This window comes from Pseudoalteromonas sp. J2K-J599 (assembly GCF_059295115.2).
This window is the reverse complement of sequence record NZ_CM200271.1, coordinates 1,875,188-1,893,173: the sequence shown is the minus strand read 5'-3', so window position 1 is coordinate 1,893,173 and position 17,986 is coordinate 1,875,188. Positions and strand designations below refer to the sequence as shown.

Below are 17,986 nucleotides of genomic sequence, written 5' to 3'. Positions count from 1 at the left end.
TATGGAGTTCCTATGAAAGTTCTCGTACCAATAAAAAGAGTGATTGATTACAACGTAAAAGCACGCGTTAAAAGTGATAACAGCGACGTTGATTTAACCAACGTTAAAATGGCAATGAACCCGTTTTGTGAGATTGCTATAGAAGAAGCAATTCGCCTTAAAGAAGCCGGTACCGCCACTGAAGTGGTTGCCGTAACTATTGGTCCAAAAGCATCACAAGAACAATTACGCACAGCATTAGCATTGGGCGCTGACAAAGCCATTCACATCGAAACCGATGAAAAGCTCGAGTCACTTCATATTGCAAAACTACTCGCTAAAATTGTAGAGCAAGAAACGCCTGAACTTGTCATTTTAGGTAAGCAGTCAATTGACTCAGATAATAATCAAACAGGTCAAATGCTTGCTGCATTAACTAATCGCGGGCAGGGTACATTTGCATCAAAAGTTGCTATTGAAAATGGCAAAGTAAACGTAACTCGCGAAGTTGATGGCGGGCTGCAAACGGTAGCACTTAATTTACCGGCGGTTGTTACAACTGATTTACGCTTAAATGAGCCTCGCTATGCATCACTGCCAAATATTATGAAAGCCAAACGTAAGCCGCTTGAAGTAATAGCAGCAGATTCGCTTGGTGTTGATTTAACACCGCGTATGCAATTAATAAGTGTAGAAGAGCCTGCTAAACGCACCGCAGGAATTATTGTAGAAGACGTAGCGCAGCTTGTAGAAAAATTAAAAACAGAGGCAAAGGTGATTTAAATGAAAACACTCGTAATTGCAGAGCACGACAACGGTGCCTTAAAACCAGAAACCTCAAAAACTATTAACGCTGCAGTAAAAATGGGTTTTCCTATTGATGTACTAATTGCAGGTAACAACTTAAGCGCAATGAGCTCACAAGTGGCCAGCATTGATGGCGTAGCTAATGTTTTAGTTGCTGATAATAGCGTTTATGAACATCAGTTAGCTGAGAGCATGAGCGATTTAGTTTTATCAATTAGCGACAACTACAGCCACATTGTTGCAAGTGCTACTACAACGGGCAAAAACTTTGTGCCACGTGTTGCTGCGCTATTAGATGTTGCGCAAATTTCTGAAATTATCGCAGTAGTGGACGCCGATACATTTAAACGTCCAATTTATGCAGGTAATGCAATCGCCACGGTTAAATCACTCGACAGTAAAAAAGTAATTACCGTGCGTGCCAGTAGCTTTGATTTACAAGGTGAGCAATCAGCTGTTGCTATAACAAGTATTGATACAGTATCAGATTCGCAATTAAGCAGCTTTGTAAGTGTAGAGCAAACTGAATCAGAACGCCCTGAGCTTACAGCTGCTAGTGTGGTCATATCGGGTGGTCGCGGTATGCAAAACGGCGAAAACTTTGCATTACTTAATGGTATTGCCGATAAACTAGGTGCAGCTATTGGTGCATCGCGTGCAGCAGTTGATGCAGGCTTTGTACCTAACGACATGCAAGTAGGGCAAACAGGTAAAATTGTAGCGCCTAATTTATACATTGCAGTAGGTATTAGCGGTGCTATTCAGCATTTAGCGGGGATGAAAGACTCAAAAGTAATCGTCGCGATTAATAAAGACCCAGACGCACCTATTTTTCAGGTAGCTGACTACGGTTTAGTGGCTGATTTGTTTGAAGTACTGCCACAGTTAGAAAGTGCTTTATAGCCTTTAAATAAACAAACTTATTCTGGTTGAAAGCCGTGGTGCTCTTTGAGTGCTGCGGCTTTTTTATTCGGTAAATTAAAGACACAAAAAAACCAGCCAATTGGCTGGTTTTTAGTATTTATAAACATCTTACTAAATATTAGTAAGTTGCGCTGCCTTTAGTACGAGGGAAGGCAATAACGTCACGTACGTTGCCCATACCTGTTACATAAGCAACTAAGCGTTCAAAGCCTAAACCAAAGCCTGAATGCGGCACGCTACCGTATTTACGTAAGTCGCGGTACCAGCTGTAATCTTCTTTGTTTAAGCCCATTTCTTCTAAGCGTGCATCAAGTACATCAAGGCGTTCCTCACGTTGTGAACCGCCAATGATCTCACCAATACCAGGTGCTACAACGTCCATTGCGGCAACGGTTTTACCGTCTTCGTTTTGGCGCATGTAGAATGCTTTAATATCACGTGGGTAGTTTTTAATAACTACCGGTGCTTTAAAGTGCTCTTCAGCTAAGTAACGCTCGTGCTCAGACTGTAAATCTACACCCCATTCAACAGCGTACTCAAACTTTTTGCCACAGTTTTTAAGGATTTCTACAGCGTCTGTGTAGTCAACTTGTGCAAAGTCTTTATCTACAAACTCTTCTAAACGCGTAATTGCGGTTTTTTCTACACGTTGTGCAAAAAATTCCATGTCATCACGGCGCTCTTCAAGTACGGCTTTAAACACATACTTAAGCATGTTTTCAGCAAGTTTTGCTATATCTTCTAAATCAGCAAACGCTACTTCAGGTTCTACCATCCAAAATTCTGCAAGGTGGCGAGATGTATTTGAATTCTCTGCGCGGAATGTAGGGCCAAATGTATAAATTTTTGACATTGCAGACGCGTAAGTTTCGCCATTTAACTGACCAGATACAGTAAGGAATGCTTCTTTACCGAAGAAATCTTCGCTGTAATCAACTTCGCCTTTGTCTGTAAGTGGTAAGTTTTGCATATCAAGCGTTGATACACGGAACATTTCGCCAGCACCTTCACAGTCACTTGCCGTAATGATTGGCGTGCTGATCCAGTAAAAGCCTTGCTCGTGGTAAAAACGGTGAATAGCTTGTGCTAAACAGTTACGTACACGAGTTACCGCGCCAATCATATTTGTACGAGGGCGAAGGTGAGCGTGCTCACGTAAGTACTCAATGCTGTGGCGCTTTGCCGACATTGGGTATGAATCTGGGTTTTCTACCCAACCTAACACAGTCACTGAGTTAGCTTGAATTTCGTAAGATTGACCTTGGCCAGCAGATTGAACTAAAACACCAGTAACCGACACAGAACAACCGGCTGTTAAGCTAGTAACTTCATCATAATTATTCAGTGAATTAGGAACTACCGCTTGAATAGGATCAAAACACGAACCGTCATGAACGGCTAAAAATGAAATTCCTGCTTTTGAATCGCGGCGAGTACGGATCCAGCCTTTAATTGTTACTTGGCTGTCTACCGCAACATTGCCTTTTAATAGCTCTGAAATCGCTAAATGGCTCATCTTCACTCCAATGATATAAGTTGCCTAACTATTTTATTTTAACTGTGCGCAACACGCGGGCATAAATTGCACATAAACGGCGCTGCACTTGAACCCTGTATCTTACCTAGTAAAGTTAAATAAAAAAACTATTGTGGGCAACTCTTTAAAAGTTTTTATGCATGCGGTTTATTTTTAAACAGTTTTTAGAGTTTAATTGCCACTATTATGATTTGTTGCTCTGAAATTTAATGATTTTGTGGCATTATTAAAGTCCAAACTAAATTAATATTTATTCACCCTTAAAAAATCGATGCTATGAAACAAGTTTTTATTTTACGAGGACTACCAGGAAGTGGTAAGTCTTACTACGCGCAAAGCCTTGCTGACGAATTAGGTGGAGCCGACGAAAGTCAGTATCTAATTTGCTCAACTGATGATTACTTTAATAATGAGCAGGGCGAATATCATTTCGATAAATTTAAGTTACCACAATTTCATAATTTAAATTTGGCGCGCTTTATAAATGCACTTGCTCAAGGCATTCCATTGGTGATTGTAGATAACACCAATATTAAAAAGTGGGAATTTATAGCTTACTCTCAAGCTGCCGTTGCTTTAGGTTATCAAGTAAAAGAAGTGATAGTGGGTGAAGTAAAAGACAAAGCTATGCAGCACCTATACGCTAAACGAAACTCACATAATGTGCCGCTAAAAACTATAAGTAAAATGGCCTACATGTTTGAGTGGTAATCACTTAGAGATTAGATAAGGCTTTTATATCGCATTGTGTAATGGCATCTAAATGAGCAGTGATTTTTTCATTGCTCCAATCCCACCAAGCTATATCTAGCAGCGTATTAATTGTTTTATCGTCAAATCTGGTTTTTATCACTTTAGCGGGATTTCCACCTACAACGCTATAAGCAGGTACATCGCAGGTAACAACTGATTTACTGGCAATAATAGCGCCGCTGCCAATTTTTACCCCAGGCATAATTGTAGCGTTATAACCAATCCAAACATCATGACCAATTTCTGTATTGCCTTTAAAGGGTAAATCATTTGATTTTGGTACAAATTTTTCCCAGCCATTACCAAATATAAAAAATGGATAAGTAGAAAATCCAGAAGTTTGATGGTTAGCGCCATTCATTATAAAAGTAACGTCTTTAGCTATCGCACAAAACTTACCTATGATCAGACGATCCCCAATAAAATCGAAATGGTAAAGCACATTTTTTTCAAAATTCTCAGGGCCATCAGGATCGTCATAATATGTATAATCGCCTACTTCAATATTGATAGAAGTAATATAGTTTTTTAAAAAACCTACTTGAGGAAAACCTTCCATTGGTGAAGGATTATTGGGGTTTGGTCCGTTCATGGGGTTTCCTCTTAATTTTGAGTTAGGTATAGATATTAATCTATAGATTTATAAACCGCTAATGGGTGCGAGGTGCTTAGTGATACATGCACTTCGTCGCCTGGGTTTACCACAACTTCATGGCTTACTCTGCTAGTTACAACCGTAGAGCACGCAAGTTTTACAGCGCACAAGCGGCTGCCACCTTCAAAGCGTACCCAAATTACTTCGCCGTTATTGCCAACACTGCTTTGTACAAGTAACACATCGTCTGGTCGAAGTAGTACATCAACGTCGCCACTTTCACAGTCAACGCCATGAGCGGGCGCATTACCAATTGAGGTAGTGGCTTGTCCTTGGCTAAATTGGCCGCTAATAAAGCTGGCTTCACCTAAAAAGCGTGCCACAAAGCGATTATTTGGCGTGCTAAAGCAGCGCTCTGGAGTGTCAATTTGCTGAATTTTGCCGCCTTTTAGCACACCAACACGATCGCCAACTGAGAGTGCTTCTTCTTGGTCGTGTGTTACCCAAATCGCCGGTACGCCAGCGGCTTTAAGTGCGTTTCTAATATCCCAACGAAGCATGTCTTTAAGAGCGGCATCTAAGTTTGAAAGCGGCTCATCAAGTAATACAAAGTCAGGTTGGTGGGCAAGGGTACGCGCAAGTGCAACGCGCTGCTTTTGTCCGCCAGAAAGCGTTGCTGGTTTTTTGTCTCTAAAATCGCTCAACCCAAGTAGGTTTATCCAATACTCAGCAGGGGCTGTATCTTTTAATCTAAAGCAAATGTTTTGCTGTACGGTTAAGTGCGGAAATAACGCAAAATCTTGAAATACCATGCCTACACTGCGTTTTTCAGGAGGTATTGTTAATTTGGGAGTAGCGCGCCATTTCCCCGTGTTTATTTCGCCTTCGCTAATAGGTATAAGGCCAGCAAGGGCTTGTAAAATTGTACTTTTACCACAACCTGTTGGCCCTACAAGCATAAGGATTTCGTTTTCACCCAGCGAAAAGTTTAAATCGCTTACTACGCGGTTACTGCCATAATCTATAGACAACTGACTTACAGATAGCATTGTTTCTTAAATCCTCAATGTTCAAACTGGTTGCGTTTTTCGCCAGACATCATAATAGCTAACCCGCAGGCAGATATCACTACTAACAATAACCCTGGAATCGCGGCGCGACCAAAATAGCCCGCTTCGTATACACGCCATAAATAAGTAGAGAGGGTTTCAAACCCTGTAGGACCAAGTAATAGCGTGGCTTCGAGTTCACGCATTGACTCTAAAAACACCAGTGCTGCACCGGCAATAATACCGCGCATAGTTAAAGGCAGTGTTATGCGAGTAAATACTTCACGTGGGCTTGCACCTAATACGCGCGCAGACTTCACTAAGCTTGGATCTAAGTGTTCGGTGCTTGTTCTAACAGAGCCTACAGCAAGTGGTAAAAATCGCAGCATGTAAGCAATAATAAGCAATCCCAGTGTTTGATATAAAAACGGCAACTGCAAACCACCGTAAACAAGCGCTGTGCCCATTACTATACCCGGAATACCAAAACCAAAGTAAGTAACACGCTCCATTATACGACCCGCTTTTCCACTCAGTGCAGCATGTGCAACGGGGATCGCAACGATAACGGCTACAATTGCCGCAATACCCGATGCATACGTAGAGTTCCATGCAATATTAAAATCAAATGAGCTAAAACCATCGCGAGCTAACCAAAGCGAAAATATAGCCAAAGGCAAGCCAATAGCAAGCAGTAAAACAGGTGCAAACGTAACAAACATGGCACTTAATTGTACTTTACTTGGAAATAAAATTAACGGGCGACCATGGCGCTCAGGTGCTGTTTTTATTTGTGATTCAACTAAAAGTAAAAAACCGACAATAACCATCAGCTGAAGTGAAAGCATTGCAGCGCGTCCTAACGCAAAGGCATTGTATTCAACGTAAATTACGCGGGTAAACGTATCTAAGCGCATCATTGCCGGCGTGCCAAAGTCTGATAACGTATAAAGCGCGACTAACAATGAGCCTGCTGCAATACCGTTAACTACGCGCGGTAATATAACTTTAAATATACTTTGCGTCATCGACATGCCCAGCGTTCGTGCGGCATTAACCATGCTTGCGTCAAGGCTCAGTAGGGATGAGCGAGTTGTCATCATTACAAACGGGAAGGTATAAAGCGTCATTACAATGGCGGCACCTGTTAGGCCATACATTGATGGTGTTTCTATTCCTGTTAAGGTGTTTATTTCGCCACCGGGACCAAAAGCAGCATAAAGTGTAAATGCGCCAATATAACTGGGAATTGCCAGTGGGGCTGCAAATACAACCAGCCAGAGCTTTTTAAATGGTAAATGCACATACGCGCTAATAAACGCCAGTGGCACACCAATTAAAATAGACCCAAGTACCGTTAAACCCATTAACGATAAGGTGTTACCTAAAATTTGCAGGTTGTGGGTGTCAAACACTGAGCTCGCATCGCTTGCAAGCACAATTAATACATAAACAGGGGTAAGCGCAACAAGCGCTGCAAGCAGCGCCATTGGATAAGAGGCAGGTATTTTCATTACAATACGCCGCTGCTTCGCATCAAATCTATAGTAGGGCGTAAATCAGCTAGCTGTGTTAAATCTACTTTAGGTGGAGAAATATTAGCAAGTGACGGTAAACCCTCAGGTTGGGTAATACCATTTACTAACGGAATTTCGTACGCTTCACTGGCTAAGTAACCTTGTACTTCTTTACTTAGTAAGTAACGCATAAAGTTAGTTGCAAGCGGATCGTCGTTAAGCGCTAATACACCCGATGCATTAACTAAACAGCCCGCATCATTTTGTGTAAATGCTAAATCTAGCTTGGCATCAGGTTTACCTGATTTTAAACGCAAAGTGTAATAGTGATTAGCAAAACCAATATCAACTTCACCGCGTTCAACGCCCATAACAACACCTAGCTCGCCGGCGTATGTTTTAGCACGTTTTTGAATCTTTTTAAGCCACTTAGCGGTTTTGTCATCGCCTTCTAAGATTCGCATTGCGGTTACAAACGATTGAAAAGAAGCGTAGGCGGGCGCCCAGCCAATACTTAAATCGCTGTCGGCAATTTCCATAATACTTGTTGGAATTTGATCTTTAGTCAAACGCGACGTGTTATATGGCAATGTACGAATACGGCCAGTTACAGGTGCCCACTCTTTATATCTAAATTGTGGTTGTAACTGAGCAGATAAATCACCTGGGATAGGTTGTGCAAGGCCAGCATCGGTTACTAAACCAATTGCGCCTGAATCAACTGCCCAAAATAAATCAGCGCGGCGAACGCCAGCTTTAGCTTCTGCAACAATGGTATTTGCTAAAGCAGCAGTAGGACCTCGGCGTATACCGAGTTTAAAGTCTGGATTTTTTTTCTGGATTGCTTGTAATACGTTTTCATACAAACCACCTTCGCCTCGGCCTAAATAAAGCGTTAACTCGCCTTTAAGCTTTGGTAAATCGTCAACAGAAACAGGGTTTGCTATATCAGCGGCTAGCGCACGAGAAAGAGGCAGTGGCAATGAGCCAACCACCCCTAACGCGGCTAGGCCTTGAATAAAGGTCCTACGCTTCACTTAAAATACATCCTTACGTGCTTTTTCGGCTTTTTCTATTAAAACCTTAGCGCGGTCTAATTTTGTTTGCATATCACTGATCACATCGCGTACTTCGTCTACGCTTTTGCTGTTTGTAATGGCTTGTGGCAGTGTTACGTTAAAGTCTTTTTCCAGCACTTCAACTAGTTTTGCATCTTGTTCAATAAGAGTTCCTTCAACGCCTTCAAACAGGTGCAGATAAGTATCGTGAACAATTTCAGTTGCTTCGTCTCGTAAACGCTCAGCAAATTTAGCTACTACACGGTCTAATTTGTGCTTAATTTCATCAATTGTGGCACTTTGTGTCATTTGAGTTGTAGCGGTTGCTTTTACTGTGTCTAACAAGCCTTTTTGCTGGAATTTTGCAGCAAGCTTAACAGCCCCAAGGCCTTGCCACAAGGCTATGTTCATCGCTTTTTGTTGTTTACGAACTTCCTCAGCAGGCTCTTTATTATCAATGGCCATTTTTACGCCATAAAGGCCCTGCCAAATAGAAGCGTATACTGGTACAAAGTTAGTTTCTATTGCGCTGTGAAACTTAACTGATTCCCAATATTCAATTAAATCATCAGTTTTTACAGATTTTGCGCCTTTAGTATCGTAGTCGCTTACCATGGTATCAACTTTGCCTACCATCCATTCTACTTCTTCTGCGTAACTTTTAAGGTTAGCTTGAAGATGATTAACATGTTCGCCAATAGGGCCGTTAGCTAATACTGGTTGAGCCATAAACGCCGAGGCTAGTAAAAGGCTTGCACCTAAAGTTTTGGCTGGTTTAAATAGTAATTTCATAGCAAAGAAGTCCAAAAGGTAATTGTAAATGATAGACATTATCATATAGCTAATGGTTAACGAGATCAATAACTACAAACTCGCTTAATAGATAAAAACACTAAATGTAGCGGTAGGTTACAGCAAATAGCGCTATAACCAGTATTAGGATTAGTTATTGAGACCGACTATTAAGCGTAATGCTTGCCTTTAATGGCATTATAAATGGCATCACACAGTGTTTTTATACTGGTATCGTCACTTATATACGGTGGCATAAGGTAAATTAGTTTACCGAATGGACGTATCCATACGCCTTGCTTTACAAAATAAGCCTGAATTTTAGCAACATCAACATTGCCCGCAGCCTCGTTTAATTCAACAACGCCTATTGCTCCTAAGGTACGCACATTGGCAACCGCATTTAGTTTACTGCATTTATTAAGTTGTTGTAGCTGTGTGTTTATTTGCTTTATTCGTTGTTGCCAGTTTTGTTCAAGCAATAAATCAATACTTGCGCAGGCTGCTGCACAGGCAAGCGGGTTACCCATAAAAGTAGGGCCGTGCATTAAAACACCGGCTTCACCTTCGCTTATGCCAATGGCTATTTTATCGCTAGTGATAGTGGCCGAGAGCGTCATTGAACCGCCAGTTAATGCTTTACCAATACACATTATATCGGGCTCTATATTGGCGTGCTCTACAGCAAATAATTTACCTGTACGGCCAAAGCCAGTGGCAATTTCGTCGCAAATTAGCAGTACATTATATTGGGTGCACAATTTACGTACGCAGGCTAAATAATCAGGGTGATAAAAGTTCATACCACCTGCGTTTTGTACAATAGGCTCAATGATAAAGGCGGCTACTTGGCTGTGGTTTGCTTTAAAGTATTCTTCAAGCTCTTGGGCTTCAGTTTGGTTAAACTCGAACCCAAATTGACTAACCGGTGCTGGCACAAATACGTGTTCAGGTAAAAAGCCTGAATATAAACTATGCATTGAGTTAACTGGGTCGCATACGCTCATGGCTGCAAAGGTGTCGCCATGGTAGCCCTTGTAAGGCGTCATTAATTTTTGTTTTGTTGTAATGCCTTGGCTTAACCAATACTGCAGCGCCATTTTAATCGCTACTTCAACACTTACTGAGCCGCTGTCGGCTAAAAACACTTTAGTTAAACTAGGCGGCGTTATATTTAGTATTTTTTTGCACAGCTCTACCCCGCTGTTATGCGTAATACCGCCAAACATAATGTGGCTCATATTATTAATTTGCTCAATCATGGCGTTATTTATAACAGGGTGGTTATAGCCATGTATTGCGCTCCACCACGAGGCCATGCCATCGATTAATTGCTCGCCAGTTTCGAGGTGAATAATATTGTGATTAGCATGTGTAACAGGGTATACCGGAATTGGCTTAGTCATCGATGTATATGGGTGCCAAATGTGCTCACGATCAAAATCAAGGTCAATCGCATTCTTTTTAATCATATGTAAACTTTAACTTGGTTGGCTTCGTTGACAATGGTACTTCAACTCGTAGACTAAGCCAATATCACCGTTATGAAAAAAATAAGAGAGTATTATGGAACTTGCACCTGTTCGTCACGATTGGACCCACGCTGAAGTTAAAGCATTATTTGAAATGCCATTTAACGATTTACTGTTTAAAGCCGCATCGGTTCACCGTGCTAACTTCAACCCAAATGAAGTGCAAATTTCTACGCTGTTATCCATTAAAACAGGCGCTTGCCCAGAAGACTGTAAGTACTGCCCGCAGTCGGGGCATTACCGAACAGATTTAGAACGCGAGCGCTTAATAGAAGTAGAAAAAGTAGTAGAGCAAGCACGCCTTGCAAAACAAAAAGGCGCTACCCGTTTTTGTATGGGGGCTGCATGGTCAGATCCAAAAGACAGAGATATGCCATACATTTCGCAAATGGTTAAAGAAGTAAAAGAGCTAGGGTTAGAAACCTGTATGACGCTGGGTAAACTCACAAACGAAAAAGCTCATGAACTTAGAGACGCAGGGCTTGATTACTACAATCATAACCTTGATACGTCACCTGAGTATTACGAGCAAATTATATCAACCCGTACTTTTCAAGATAGATTAAATACCATTGACCACGTACGCGATGCTGGTATGAAAGTATGCTCGGGCGGAATAGTCGGTATGGGCGAGCAAGCAAGCGACCGCTTTGGACTACTTATGCAACTAGCTAATTTGCCACAACAGCCAGAAAGCGTGCCTATTAATATGCTGGTTAAAGTTAAAGGCACACCGCTTGAAAACGTAGACGATTTAGATCACTTTGAATTTATACGTACCATAGCAACAGCGCGCATTATGATGCCACATAGCTATGTGCGTTTATCGGCAGGGCGCAACGCCATGAACGAGCAAATGCAATCGATGTGCTTTTTTGCAGGCGCTAACTCAATATTTTATGGTGATAAACTACTTACCACCGAAAACCCAGACGCTGATGCCGACATGAACCTAATTAAAAAATTAGGCATGAACCCAGAAAAACGTCACGACTATTCAGACGAAGCAGTTGAAGCCTCGCTTTCATCGCAAGTAGCCGACAAAGCAACCTCTGAATTGTTTTACGAAGCGTAGGCTTTTATATCTATGCCTTTTGATTTTATAAATACGCATCTGCAGGCTCGCCAGCAAGATGCGTTACTTCGTAAACGCCACGTAGTACAACACGCTACAGCGCGCACCATAACGGTTAATAATAAAACCTATCTTAATTTTGCCAGTAACGATTACTTAGGTTTTGGTGATGTGGCTGTTAATCTTAATCTTAATGACTCCCACGCATTAGGCAGTCACAGCTCAGCATTGGTTACAGGTTATCAGGCGCAGCAAAAAGCGCTTGAACAATACTTGTGTGAGCAATTTGGTTATGGCGCAGGGATGCTATTTAACTCAGGGTTTAGTGCTAATAGCAGCGTAATTAAAGCGTTGTTTCAAGATAAAGCGGCTGCACAAAACAGCGCTATTTTTCAAGATAAGTTAAATCATGCAAGTTTGATTGACGGGGCTATGCACTCAAACGCGGCATTAGTGCGTTTTAATCACAACGACATGAACCATTTACGTTCACGGCTCGAAAAATCAAAAGCGCAAAACAAGCTAATTATAAGCGAAGGTGTGTTTTCGATGGATGGCGATACCGCGCCTCTTAAAGAATTACTCGCACTTGCAAAACAGCACAACGCATGGCTAATGATTGACGACGCACACGGCTTTGGTGCATTAGGTAAAACCGGTTTGGGTAGTTGCGAAGCGTTTATTACTCAAACGCTGCCAGATATATTAGTTATTACCTTTGGTAAAGCAGTGGCTAGTAGTGGCGCCTGTGTATTAGGCAGTAAACAGTTTATTGACTACATGCTGCAATTTAATCGCGATTACACGTATTCAACTGCTATGTCGCCGCTTATGGCAAGCCACACACTTGCGCGTATTAAAAGCATAAAAACAGCTGATGATAAACGCGATAAGCTAAATGCCAATATTGCGTTATTTAAGCAACTCGCTAAAACCCATAATATTGCTTTAATGGAATCAAACACAGCCATACAGCCCATTGTATTAGGTTGTGCTGAGCAAACGTTACAAGCGGCCGATAAACTTAAACAACAGGGTATTTGGCTCACTGCAATTAGACCGCCGACGGTTGCACATAACACCTCACGTTTACGCGTTACTTTAACCGCCGCACATACCGAGCAGGACATAACGCACTTAGTTAAGCATTTAATAGGTGCAATAGTATGACTGCTCAGCCAGTATTAAAAACAGACCTAGTGCAAACACAACCTGTAAAACCGTGCCTAGTAAGTAGCGATTCAAATAAAGAATTAAATAAAGAGCCAAATCGAGAGCTAAACAAGGAGCTTAAAAAGTCTACTCAAAGTAAGTTCTCAAAGGCGGCGGCGAGTTATAACGCCCATGCAAATGTACAAAAACATGCTGCGAGCGATCTATTTGCATTCATAAAACCAGGCATTAATAAAAATAAGCTTTGTGTTGATTTAGGCGCAGGCCCGCTTATTAATACACATACCTTACAAAGTATGTTTGCAAGCGTTATTGCCATGGATTTGAGCTTAAACATGCTGCAAAGTAGTGATTTAACCACACCCAAAATATGCGCCGATATGGATAACTTACCGCTGCAAGCAAACAGTGTTGATGTTATTTACAGTAACTTTGCAGTGCAGTGGTCTGCTAATCTTTCAGCTTTAATGCAGTCACTTTACAACATATTAAAACCAGGCGGGCTGGCGTACATAAGCACTGTGGTAGAGGGCTCACTTAACGAAATAAAAACAGCCTTTGCCGCGCTTGATTCTAACAGCCATATAAATACCTTTAATAGTGAACTGTTTATAAACCAATCAGTCCAAAAGGCAGGCTTTACTATTAATAGTGCTAAAAAACGTATTTACACCGATGAATACACAACACCTTTAAAAGCTATTGCCTCAATTAAAGCTATCGGCGCAACAACGCAAAATCATACCAATACGCGCCAAGGGTTACTTACTAAATCGGCGCTACAAAAAGTATGCAGTGCATATCCACTTATAAATAACAAAGCATGTGTGTCTTATCATGTGGTGCTGTTATCATTAAAAAAAAGCCATTAGAAAAAAGCGATTAATTGCTTAAATTAAAACTTAAACCAAAGTTAGATTCAGATCATAAGGCAAAGCATGAAAGAATTTTTTATAACAGGCACCGACACCGATGCCGGAAAAACCCACGTTACCAGTTTGCTACTAAAGTTACTTGCCCAACATAAAAAACAAGCCATTGGCTTTAAACCCCTTGCTGCTGGCTGCGAAATGGCATTCGATCAACTAGTAAACGCCGATGCCCTTATACTAATGGAAAGCGCAACAGTGAGCGCTAAATACGACGTAGTAAATCCGTTTGCGTTTGCACCACCTATTGCGCCGCACATAGCAGCGGAGAAAGTTGGGGTGAGTATTACTATTGATAAACTAAGTGATGCTTATAAAAACGTAAAACAACAGGGCGCTGACATTATACTTACCGAAGGTGCTGGTGGTTGGGCATTACCTATTAATAAAAACGATTATTTATACGACTGGGTTAAAGCAGAGCAACTGCCGGTAATACTCGTTGTTGGCATGAAGCTAGGTTGCTTAAATCATGCGTTACTAACCGCTGCGCATATGCAAAGTATGGGAATAAACTGCGTTGGCTGGATTGCAAACCAAGTAGATAAAAACATGGACGAGTACCAAGCAAACCTTGATTCACTTAAAGCACGTTTACCGTTTCCAATACTTGCTATAAGCCCCTACAGCGAGCAAACTCCTAAGTTACAAATATACAAAAGCTTGCTTAGTGCGTTATCTATAAACACTTAAGTGGTTTTAAAAAAGTTACTTTTTTAGGTAAATCTTGAAATAGTCAGCCTTAGTACACATATAAACGTTTATAAATACATAGCTTGCTTTAAGACAATGTTACTAAGGACATAACGACTATATGACGCACCCATTTATTGAAAACTACGCCCCAGATGCGCACGTAAGCGCTGAGCCAAAAGCACTAAACTATGGCTTACCTAAAAAACGCGTAGGTATAATAGGTGGAGGCACAGCTGGCGCCACAATAGCCATTAGACTTGCTGCGTTAGGGCTAGAAACTTATGTGCTTGAAAAGAAAAAGTCGTTAATTGATGGCCCACCAATGTGCCATTTGCATGCGGGTGGCAACTTATATCGTGAAATACCCGACGAAGACTGCATAGATTTACTCAAGCAATGTATAGATATTGCGCGCCTTTATCCCCATACCATCGATGTTCGCCCCACAGTATTTGCAGTGCCTAAGCGCGATGACGAAGCACCGGAAGATTTATTTCCGCGTTTAAATAAATTAGTAAAAGCCTACAGCGAGCTTGTTGAGCAAGATAGCGCTAACAAAGTATTAGGCGAGCCAGAGCATTATTATCAGTTATATAGTTATGAGCAAATGCTAAAGCTTGCTAAGCAAAAACAAGTAGCCAAGCCCACGTCGTTAGATGAGTGGATGATACCCGTGGCTAAGCATTTAGATTTAGATAAGCTAAAGTTTCCGCTTATTGTTGCACAAGAATATGGCTGGAATATATTTCGTTTATCGGCCAGTGCACAACTTGCCCTTGCACAGTACAAACACGCTCATGTTTTAACAAGCACCAGTGTTAAAAACGTATCGCCAGTTATAAATACCAATAATGATAAGCAAACACTTAAGTGGCACATTGAATACCAATCAGAGCCAAGCCTTGATGAACAACCTGATACTCAAACCAATACACAAGCCGATACGCAAACCATTGAGGTAGATTACCTAATTAATGCGTGTGGTTTTCAAACCGGTATTATTGACGACCTGGTTGGTGTAGATGTAAAACGCATGGTTGAATTTAAAGCCTCTTACATTACTCATTGGCAAGGTGCTGGTGGGCAAATACCCGAAATAATTATTTATGGTAACCGTGGTACGCCAGAAGGTATGGCACAGCTAACCCCTTACCCTAACGGATACTTTCAAATACATGGCATGACAAACAACATTACATTGTTTAATGATGGCTTAGCTGATGCCACGCCAATGAGCGCACAACCTAAACTTCCCAATAAATACCTGCATTATATTAAAGATGGCTGGGATGAAGCTGCATTGCAAACACGTACCCAAACAGCAATTGATTATGTAGCCGAGTTTGTCCCTGCGTTTAAAACTGCTAATAAACAAAATAATGCCTTATATGGCGGGCAACAAATTCCGGGTGAGGACGACACCTTGCGCGTAGCCGATGTAAGTTTATATTCGCATATTAGTTACGCACGGGCTGAAAATGTAAAAGCATCGTCAACGTTAATAGCGGCAGATCAGATAGTGGGTGAATTTATAAAATTGGGAATAATAAGCAGCGATCCTGCTGTAAATCATCACCGCAGTACCCACCAATGGTCGTACCTTAAACATAATAGCAGCGAAAAAATTGACGAAGTTGCACGCATACTGGCACACGAGCGTGGTTTTCCGATTGATATGGCAGAGCTAAATAACAGCTTGTAATAAGCTGATCTATAAAGAAACTTTAGTCTTAAATTTGCTATAAAACCCTTCTTAAAAAAATTATCAATAAACACATAAATAACACTTGTGTTATGACATAGTTTGTCACAGAATAGCGCTAACGTTATGACATAGTGTGTCATAACGCAGTGATTGCTTTAACCTAATATAATTTTATGTTCGGTGATTAAACCTATTTTTGTGAGGACAATATGAAACGTATATTTTTGTTTTTATTAACTAACCTAGCGGTTATGTTGGTATTAGGTGTAGTGCTTTCAATAATAATGAGTGCGCTGGGCTTAAGCCATCGTAGCCTTGGCGGAACTTTACTTATAGCCACAGTATTTGGTTTTGGTGGATCGTTTATTTCGTTATTTATGTCGAAATGGATCGCTAAAAAATCAACAGGCGCGCACGTAATTACGCAGCCACGAAACGAAACCGAACATTGGCTTGTACAAACGGTATCTGCGCAAGCACAAAAAGCAGGTATTAAAATGCCAGAAGTGGCTATTTACGACAGCCCAGAAATGAACGCATTTGCAACGGGCCCAAGTAAAAACAACTCGTTAGTGGCAGTAAGCACAGGCTTAATGCACAACATGACCAAAGATCAGGCCGAAGCCGTACTTGCCCACGAAGTATCGCACGTGGCTAACGGCGACATGGTAACGCTTACGCTAATACAAGGCGTGGTAAATACCTTTGTAATATTTGCCGCAAAAGTACTGGCAGGCATTGTAGATAACTTTATTAATAGTGATGAAGAAGAGGGCGGTAGTAGCTGGACATACTTCTTATTCGATATGTTATTCCAAGTATTATTTGGCGTGCTAGCAAGCATAGTGGTTGCAAGTTACAGCCGTAAACGTGAATTTGCAGCCGACAGCGGCGCAGCAAAATTGGTTGGTGCTGATAAAATGCGTTCCGCCCTTGAGCGATTAAAGCAAAACCATCCTTCGCAATTAGAAGGCTCTATGATGGCCTTTGGTATTGCAAGTGGCAAAGGTGTTGCTGAATTGTTTTCATCGCACCCACCGCTTGATGCGCGAATCGACGCACTACGCAAGTAACGATTTAAGTAACTATGTAAGTTAGTAAATATTCTAAGCCAGCTTAACCGCTGGCTTTTTTATGTTTACGTTAAAATGCTAAAACCGCGATTACTGTGTTTATATACAGTGTGTTGTGTTGCATTATAAAATCGTTACTTTTTTAAGCTATATGTGTTTACGGGGTTCTTTAGCATGAGTAAACTAAAATACCTTAAAGTCAGCAATGTTGCTGGTTTTAATACTTAACATTTAATACTTATCAAGGACGTTTATTGTAGTGGAAAAGGTGCAACACACTAAAGAATGCATTATGTGCTTTAGCACTATAGATTCACGGGCTAAAAAATGCCCGCAATGCACCCACTTCAAGCTAAATATTCTAACTTAGAAAACAATCCCATTATTATTGGTGCATTAGCACTTAGTATTGTTGGTATTTTTGGGTTTATTTTTTATCAAAATATTTATGTAGCAGGGCTTGAAGATCAAGCACAAAAAAACTTAATCGCTAATGTAAGCCAAATTAATACTAAAAATGAAAACGATGCATTGTATGTTGCATGCATAGGGCAGGTAAAAAACGAGTCGGACTTCACCTTTAAAAATATAAAGTTTAAGGTCGATTTTTCAACCGAGCAAAACACGCTAGTCGATACGCTATCAATAACCCACGAAGACCTAATTATACTTCCTAATGATTCAACAAACTTTAGAGTAAGAGGTATTGCGCAAAAACAAGCGGCCAGTTATAACAATTGCCAAGTAACAATAACCGATGCTTGGACTTATAAATAAGCTATAAATCACTTA

17 protein-coding genes are annotated in these 17,986 nt (G+C 41.0%); 10 read left to right on the top strand and 7 right to left on the bottom strand.

What is annotated here, in order from left to right; all coding sequences use genetic code 11:
• The first annotated feature begins 12 nt into the window (after nucleotides 1-12).
• On the top strand, nucleotides 13-762 hold the full coding sequence (locus tag AC5NT5_RS08630; RefSeq protein WP_182711215.1) for an electron transfer flavoprotein subunit beta/FixA family protein: 750 nt from the start codon (nucleotides 13-15) through the stop codon (nucleotides 760-762).
• Entirely contained in the window at nucleotides 763-1,689 is a 927-nt protein-coding gene (locus tag AC5NT5_RS08625) for an electron transfer flavoprotein subunit alpha/FixB family protein (protein ID WP_182752023.1), read from the top strand.
• Between the two features lie 139 nt (nucleotides 1,690-1,828).
• On the opposite strand, the gene asnS is transcribed toward AC5NT5_RS08625, so the two are convergent.
• Nucleotides 1,829-3,226 carry an asparagine--tRNA ligase gene (gene asnS, locus AC5NT5_RS08620; RefSeq protein WP_024596826.1) on the bottom strand — a complete coding sequence of 466 codons (1,398 nt, stop codon included), beginning with the start codon at nucleotides 3,224-3,226 and terminating at the stop codon, nucleotides 1,829-1,831.
• 297 nt (nucleotides 3,227-3,523) lie between these two features.
• Between asnS and AC5NT5_RS08615 the strand changes: the two genes are divergently transcribed.
• Nucleotides 3,524-3,958: an ATP-binding protein gene (locus AC5NT5_RS08615; protein WP_002961231.1), complete on the top strand. Its 435-nt coding sequence runs from the start codon at nucleotides 3,524-3,526 to the stop codon at nucleotides 3,956-3,958.
• Between the two features lie 4 nt (nucleotides 3,959-3,962).
• On the opposite strand, the gene AC5NT5_RS08610 is transcribed toward AC5NT5_RS08615, so the two are convergent.
• From AC5NT5_RS08610 to bioA, 6 genes are all read right to left on the bottom strand, one after another.
• Entirely contained in the window at nucleotides 3,963-4,592 is a 630-nt protein-coding gene (locus tag AC5NT5_RS08610) for a Vat family streptogramin A O-acetyltransferase (RefSeq protein WP_024604311.1), read from the bottom strand.
• Nucleotides 4,593-4,627: 35 nt separating this feature from the next.
• Complete coding sequence (locus AC5NT5_RS08605; RefSeq protein ID WP_024604310.1) at nucleotides 4,628-5,644, bottom strand: ABC transporter ATP-binding protein; 1,017 nt, start codon at nucleotides 5,642-5,644, stop codon at nucleotides 4,628-4,630.
• 14 nt (nucleotides 5,645-5,658) lie between these two features.
• A complete protein-coding gene (locus AC5NT5_RS08600; protein ID WP_024597048.1) occupies nucleotides 5,659-7,158 on the bottom strand; it encodes an ABC transporter permease in 1,500 nt (499 codons plus the stop codon).
• On the bottom strand, nucleotides 7,158-8,198 hold the full coding sequence (locus tag AC5NT5_RS08595; RefSeq protein ID WP_096793161.1) for an extracellular solute-binding protein: 1,041 nt from the start codon (nucleotides 8,196-8,198) through the stop codon (nucleotides 7,158-7,160). Before AC5NT5_RS08595 ends, AC5NT5_RS08600 begins: the two co-directional genes overlap by 1 nt.
• A complete protein-coding gene (locus tag AC5NT5_RS08590; RefSeq protein WP_154903076.1) occupies nucleotides 8,199-9,011 on the bottom strand; it encodes a hypothetical protein in 813 nt (270 codons plus the stop codon).
• Between the two features lie 170 nt (nucleotides 9,012-9,181).
• Nucleotides 9,182-10,483, bottom strand: a complete 1,302-nt coding sequence (gene bioA / locus AC5NT5_RS08585; RefSeq protein WP_494513026.1) for an adenosylmethionine--8-amino-7-oxononanoate transaminase — start codon at nucleotides 10,481-10,483, stop codon at nucleotides 9,182-9,184.
• A gap of 94 nt (nucleotides 10,484-10,577) precedes the next feature.
• Here bioA and bioB point away from each other — a divergent pair, with 94 nt between their 5' ends.
• The 7 genes from bioB (at nucleotide 10,578) to AC5NT5_RS08550 (ending at nucleotide 17,971) form a co-directional block, all read left to right on the top strand.
• The gene (bioB, locus tag AC5NT5_RS08580) at nucleotides 10,578-11,618 is read left to right on the top strand and encodes a biotin synthase BioB (protein WP_002961242.1); all 1,041 of its coding nucleotides are present in this window, start codon (nucleotides 10,578-10,580) and stop codon (nucleotides 11,616-11,618) included.
• Nucleotides 11,619-11,630: 12 nt separating this feature from the next.
• Complete coding sequence (locus AC5NT5_RS08575) at nucleotides 11,631-12,788, top strand: aminotransferase class I/II-fold pyridoxal phosphate-dependent enzyme (RefSeq protein WP_494513027.1); 1,158 nt, start codon at nucleotides 11,631-11,633, stop codon at nucleotides 12,786-12,788.
• Nucleotides 12,785-13,663: a methyltransferase domain-containing protein gene (locus tag AC5NT5_RS08570; protein WP_494513028.1), complete on the top strand. Its 879-nt coding sequence runs from the start codon at nucleotides 12,785-12,787 to the stop codon at nucleotides 13,661-13,663. The genes AC5NT5_RS08575 and AC5NT5_RS08570 overlap by 4 nt, the downstream gene beginning before the upstream one ends.
• Nucleotides 13,664-13,729: 66 nt before the next feature.
• Nucleotides 13,730-14,413 carry a dethiobiotin synthase gene (gene bioD, locus AC5NT5_RS08565; RefSeq protein WP_494513029.1) on the top strand — a complete coding sequence of 228 codons (684 nt, stop codon included), beginning with the start codon at nucleotides 13,730-13,732 and terminating at the stop codon, nucleotides 14,411-14,413.
• 121 nt (nucleotides 14,414-14,534) lie between these two features.
• Nucleotides 14,535-16,118 (top strand): FAD-dependent oxidoreductase, encoded by a 1,584-nt coding sequence (locus tag AC5NT5_RS08560; protein ID WP_494513030.1) that lies wholly within the window; start codon nucleotides 14,535-14,537, stop codon nucleotides 16,116-16,118.
• A 212-nt stretch (nucleotides 16,119-16,330) separates the two neighbouring features.
• Nucleotides 16,331-17,194 carry a protease HtpX gene (gene htpX / locus AC5NT5_RS08555; RefSeq protein ID WP_494513031.1) on the top strand — a complete coding sequence of 288 codons (864 nt, stop codon included), beginning with the start codon at nucleotides 16,331-16,333 and terminating at the stop codon, nucleotides 17,192-17,194.
• A gap of 327 nt (nucleotides 17,195-17,521) precedes the next feature.
• Nucleotides 17,522-17,971 carry a hypothetical protein gene (locus AC5NT5_RS08550; protein ID WP_494513032.1) on the top strand — a complete coding sequence of 150 codons (450 nt, stop codon included), beginning with the start codon at nucleotides 17,522-17,524 and terminating at the stop codon, nucleotides 17,969-17,971.
• Nucleotides 17,972-17,986 lie beyond the last annotated feature (15 nt).

Excerpts from the sequence above, each read along its gene's own strand:
- AC5NT5_RS08625 (WP_182752023.1), top strand. The coding sequence starts at position 763 with ATGAAAACACTCGTAATTGCAGAGCACGACAACGGTGCCTTAAAACCA.
- AC5NT5_RS08605 (WP_024604310.1), bottom strand. The coding sequence starts at position 5,644 with ATGCTATCTGTAAGTCAGTTGTCTATAGATTATGGCAGTAACCGCGTA.
- AC5NT5_RS08600 (WP_024597048.1), bottom strand. The coding sequence starts at position 7,158 with ATGAAAATACCTGCCTCTTATCCAATGGCGCTGCTTGCAGCGCTTGTT.
- AC5NT5_RS08615 (WP_002961231.1), top strand. The coding sequence starts at position 3,524 with ATGAAACAAGTTTTTATTTTACGAGGACTACCAGGAAGTGGTAAGTCT.
- AC5NT5_RS08560 (WP_494513030.1), top strand. The coding sequence starts at position 14,535 with ATGACGCACCCATTTATTGAAAACTACGCCCCAGATGCGCACGTAAGC.
- htpX (WP_494513031.1), top strand. The coding sequence starts at position 16,331 with ATGAAACGTATATTTTTGTTTTTATTAACTAACCTAGCGGTTATGTTG.
- AC5NT5_RS08575 (WP_494513027.1), top strand. The coding sequence starts at position 11,631 with ATGCCTTTTGATTTTATAAATACGCATCTGCAGGCTCGCCAGCAAGAT.
- bioA (WP_494513026.1), bottom strand. The coding sequence starts at position 10,483 with ATGATTAAAAAGAATGCGATTGACCTTGATTTTGATCGTGAGCACATT.
- AC5NT5_RS08550 (WP_494513032.1), top strand. The coding sequence starts at position 17,522 with ATGCCCGCAATGCACCCACTTCAAGCTAAATATTCTAACTTAGAAAAC.
- AC5NT5_RS08570 (WP_494513028.1), top strand. The coding sequence starts at position 12,785 with ATGACTGCTCAGCCAGTATTAAAAACAGACCTAGTGCAAACACAACCT.
- asnS (WP_024596826.1), bottom strand. The coding sequence starts at position 3,226 with ATGAGCCATTTAGCGATTTCAGAGCTATTAAAAGGCAATGTTGCGGTA.
- AC5NT5_RS08610 (WP_024604311.1), bottom strand. The coding sequence starts at position 4,592 with ATGAACGGACCAAACCCCAATAATCCTTCACCAATGGAAGGTTTTCCT.
- bioB (WP_002961242.1), top strand. The coding sequence starts at position 10,578 with ATGGAACTTGCACCTGTTCGTCACGATTGGACCCACGCTGAAGTTAAA.
- AC5NT5_RS08630 (WP_182711215.1), top strand. The coding sequence starts at position 13 with ATGAAAGTTCTCGTACCAATAAAAAGAGTGATTGATTACAACGTAAAA.
- AC5NT5_RS08590 (WP_154903076.1), bottom strand. The coding sequence starts at position 9,011 with ATGAAATTACTATTTAAACCAGCCAAAACTTTAGGTGCAAGCCTTTTA.
- bioD (WP_494513029.1), top strand. The coding sequence starts at position 13,730 with ATGAAAGAATTTTTTATAACAGGCACCGACACCGATGCCGGAAAAACC.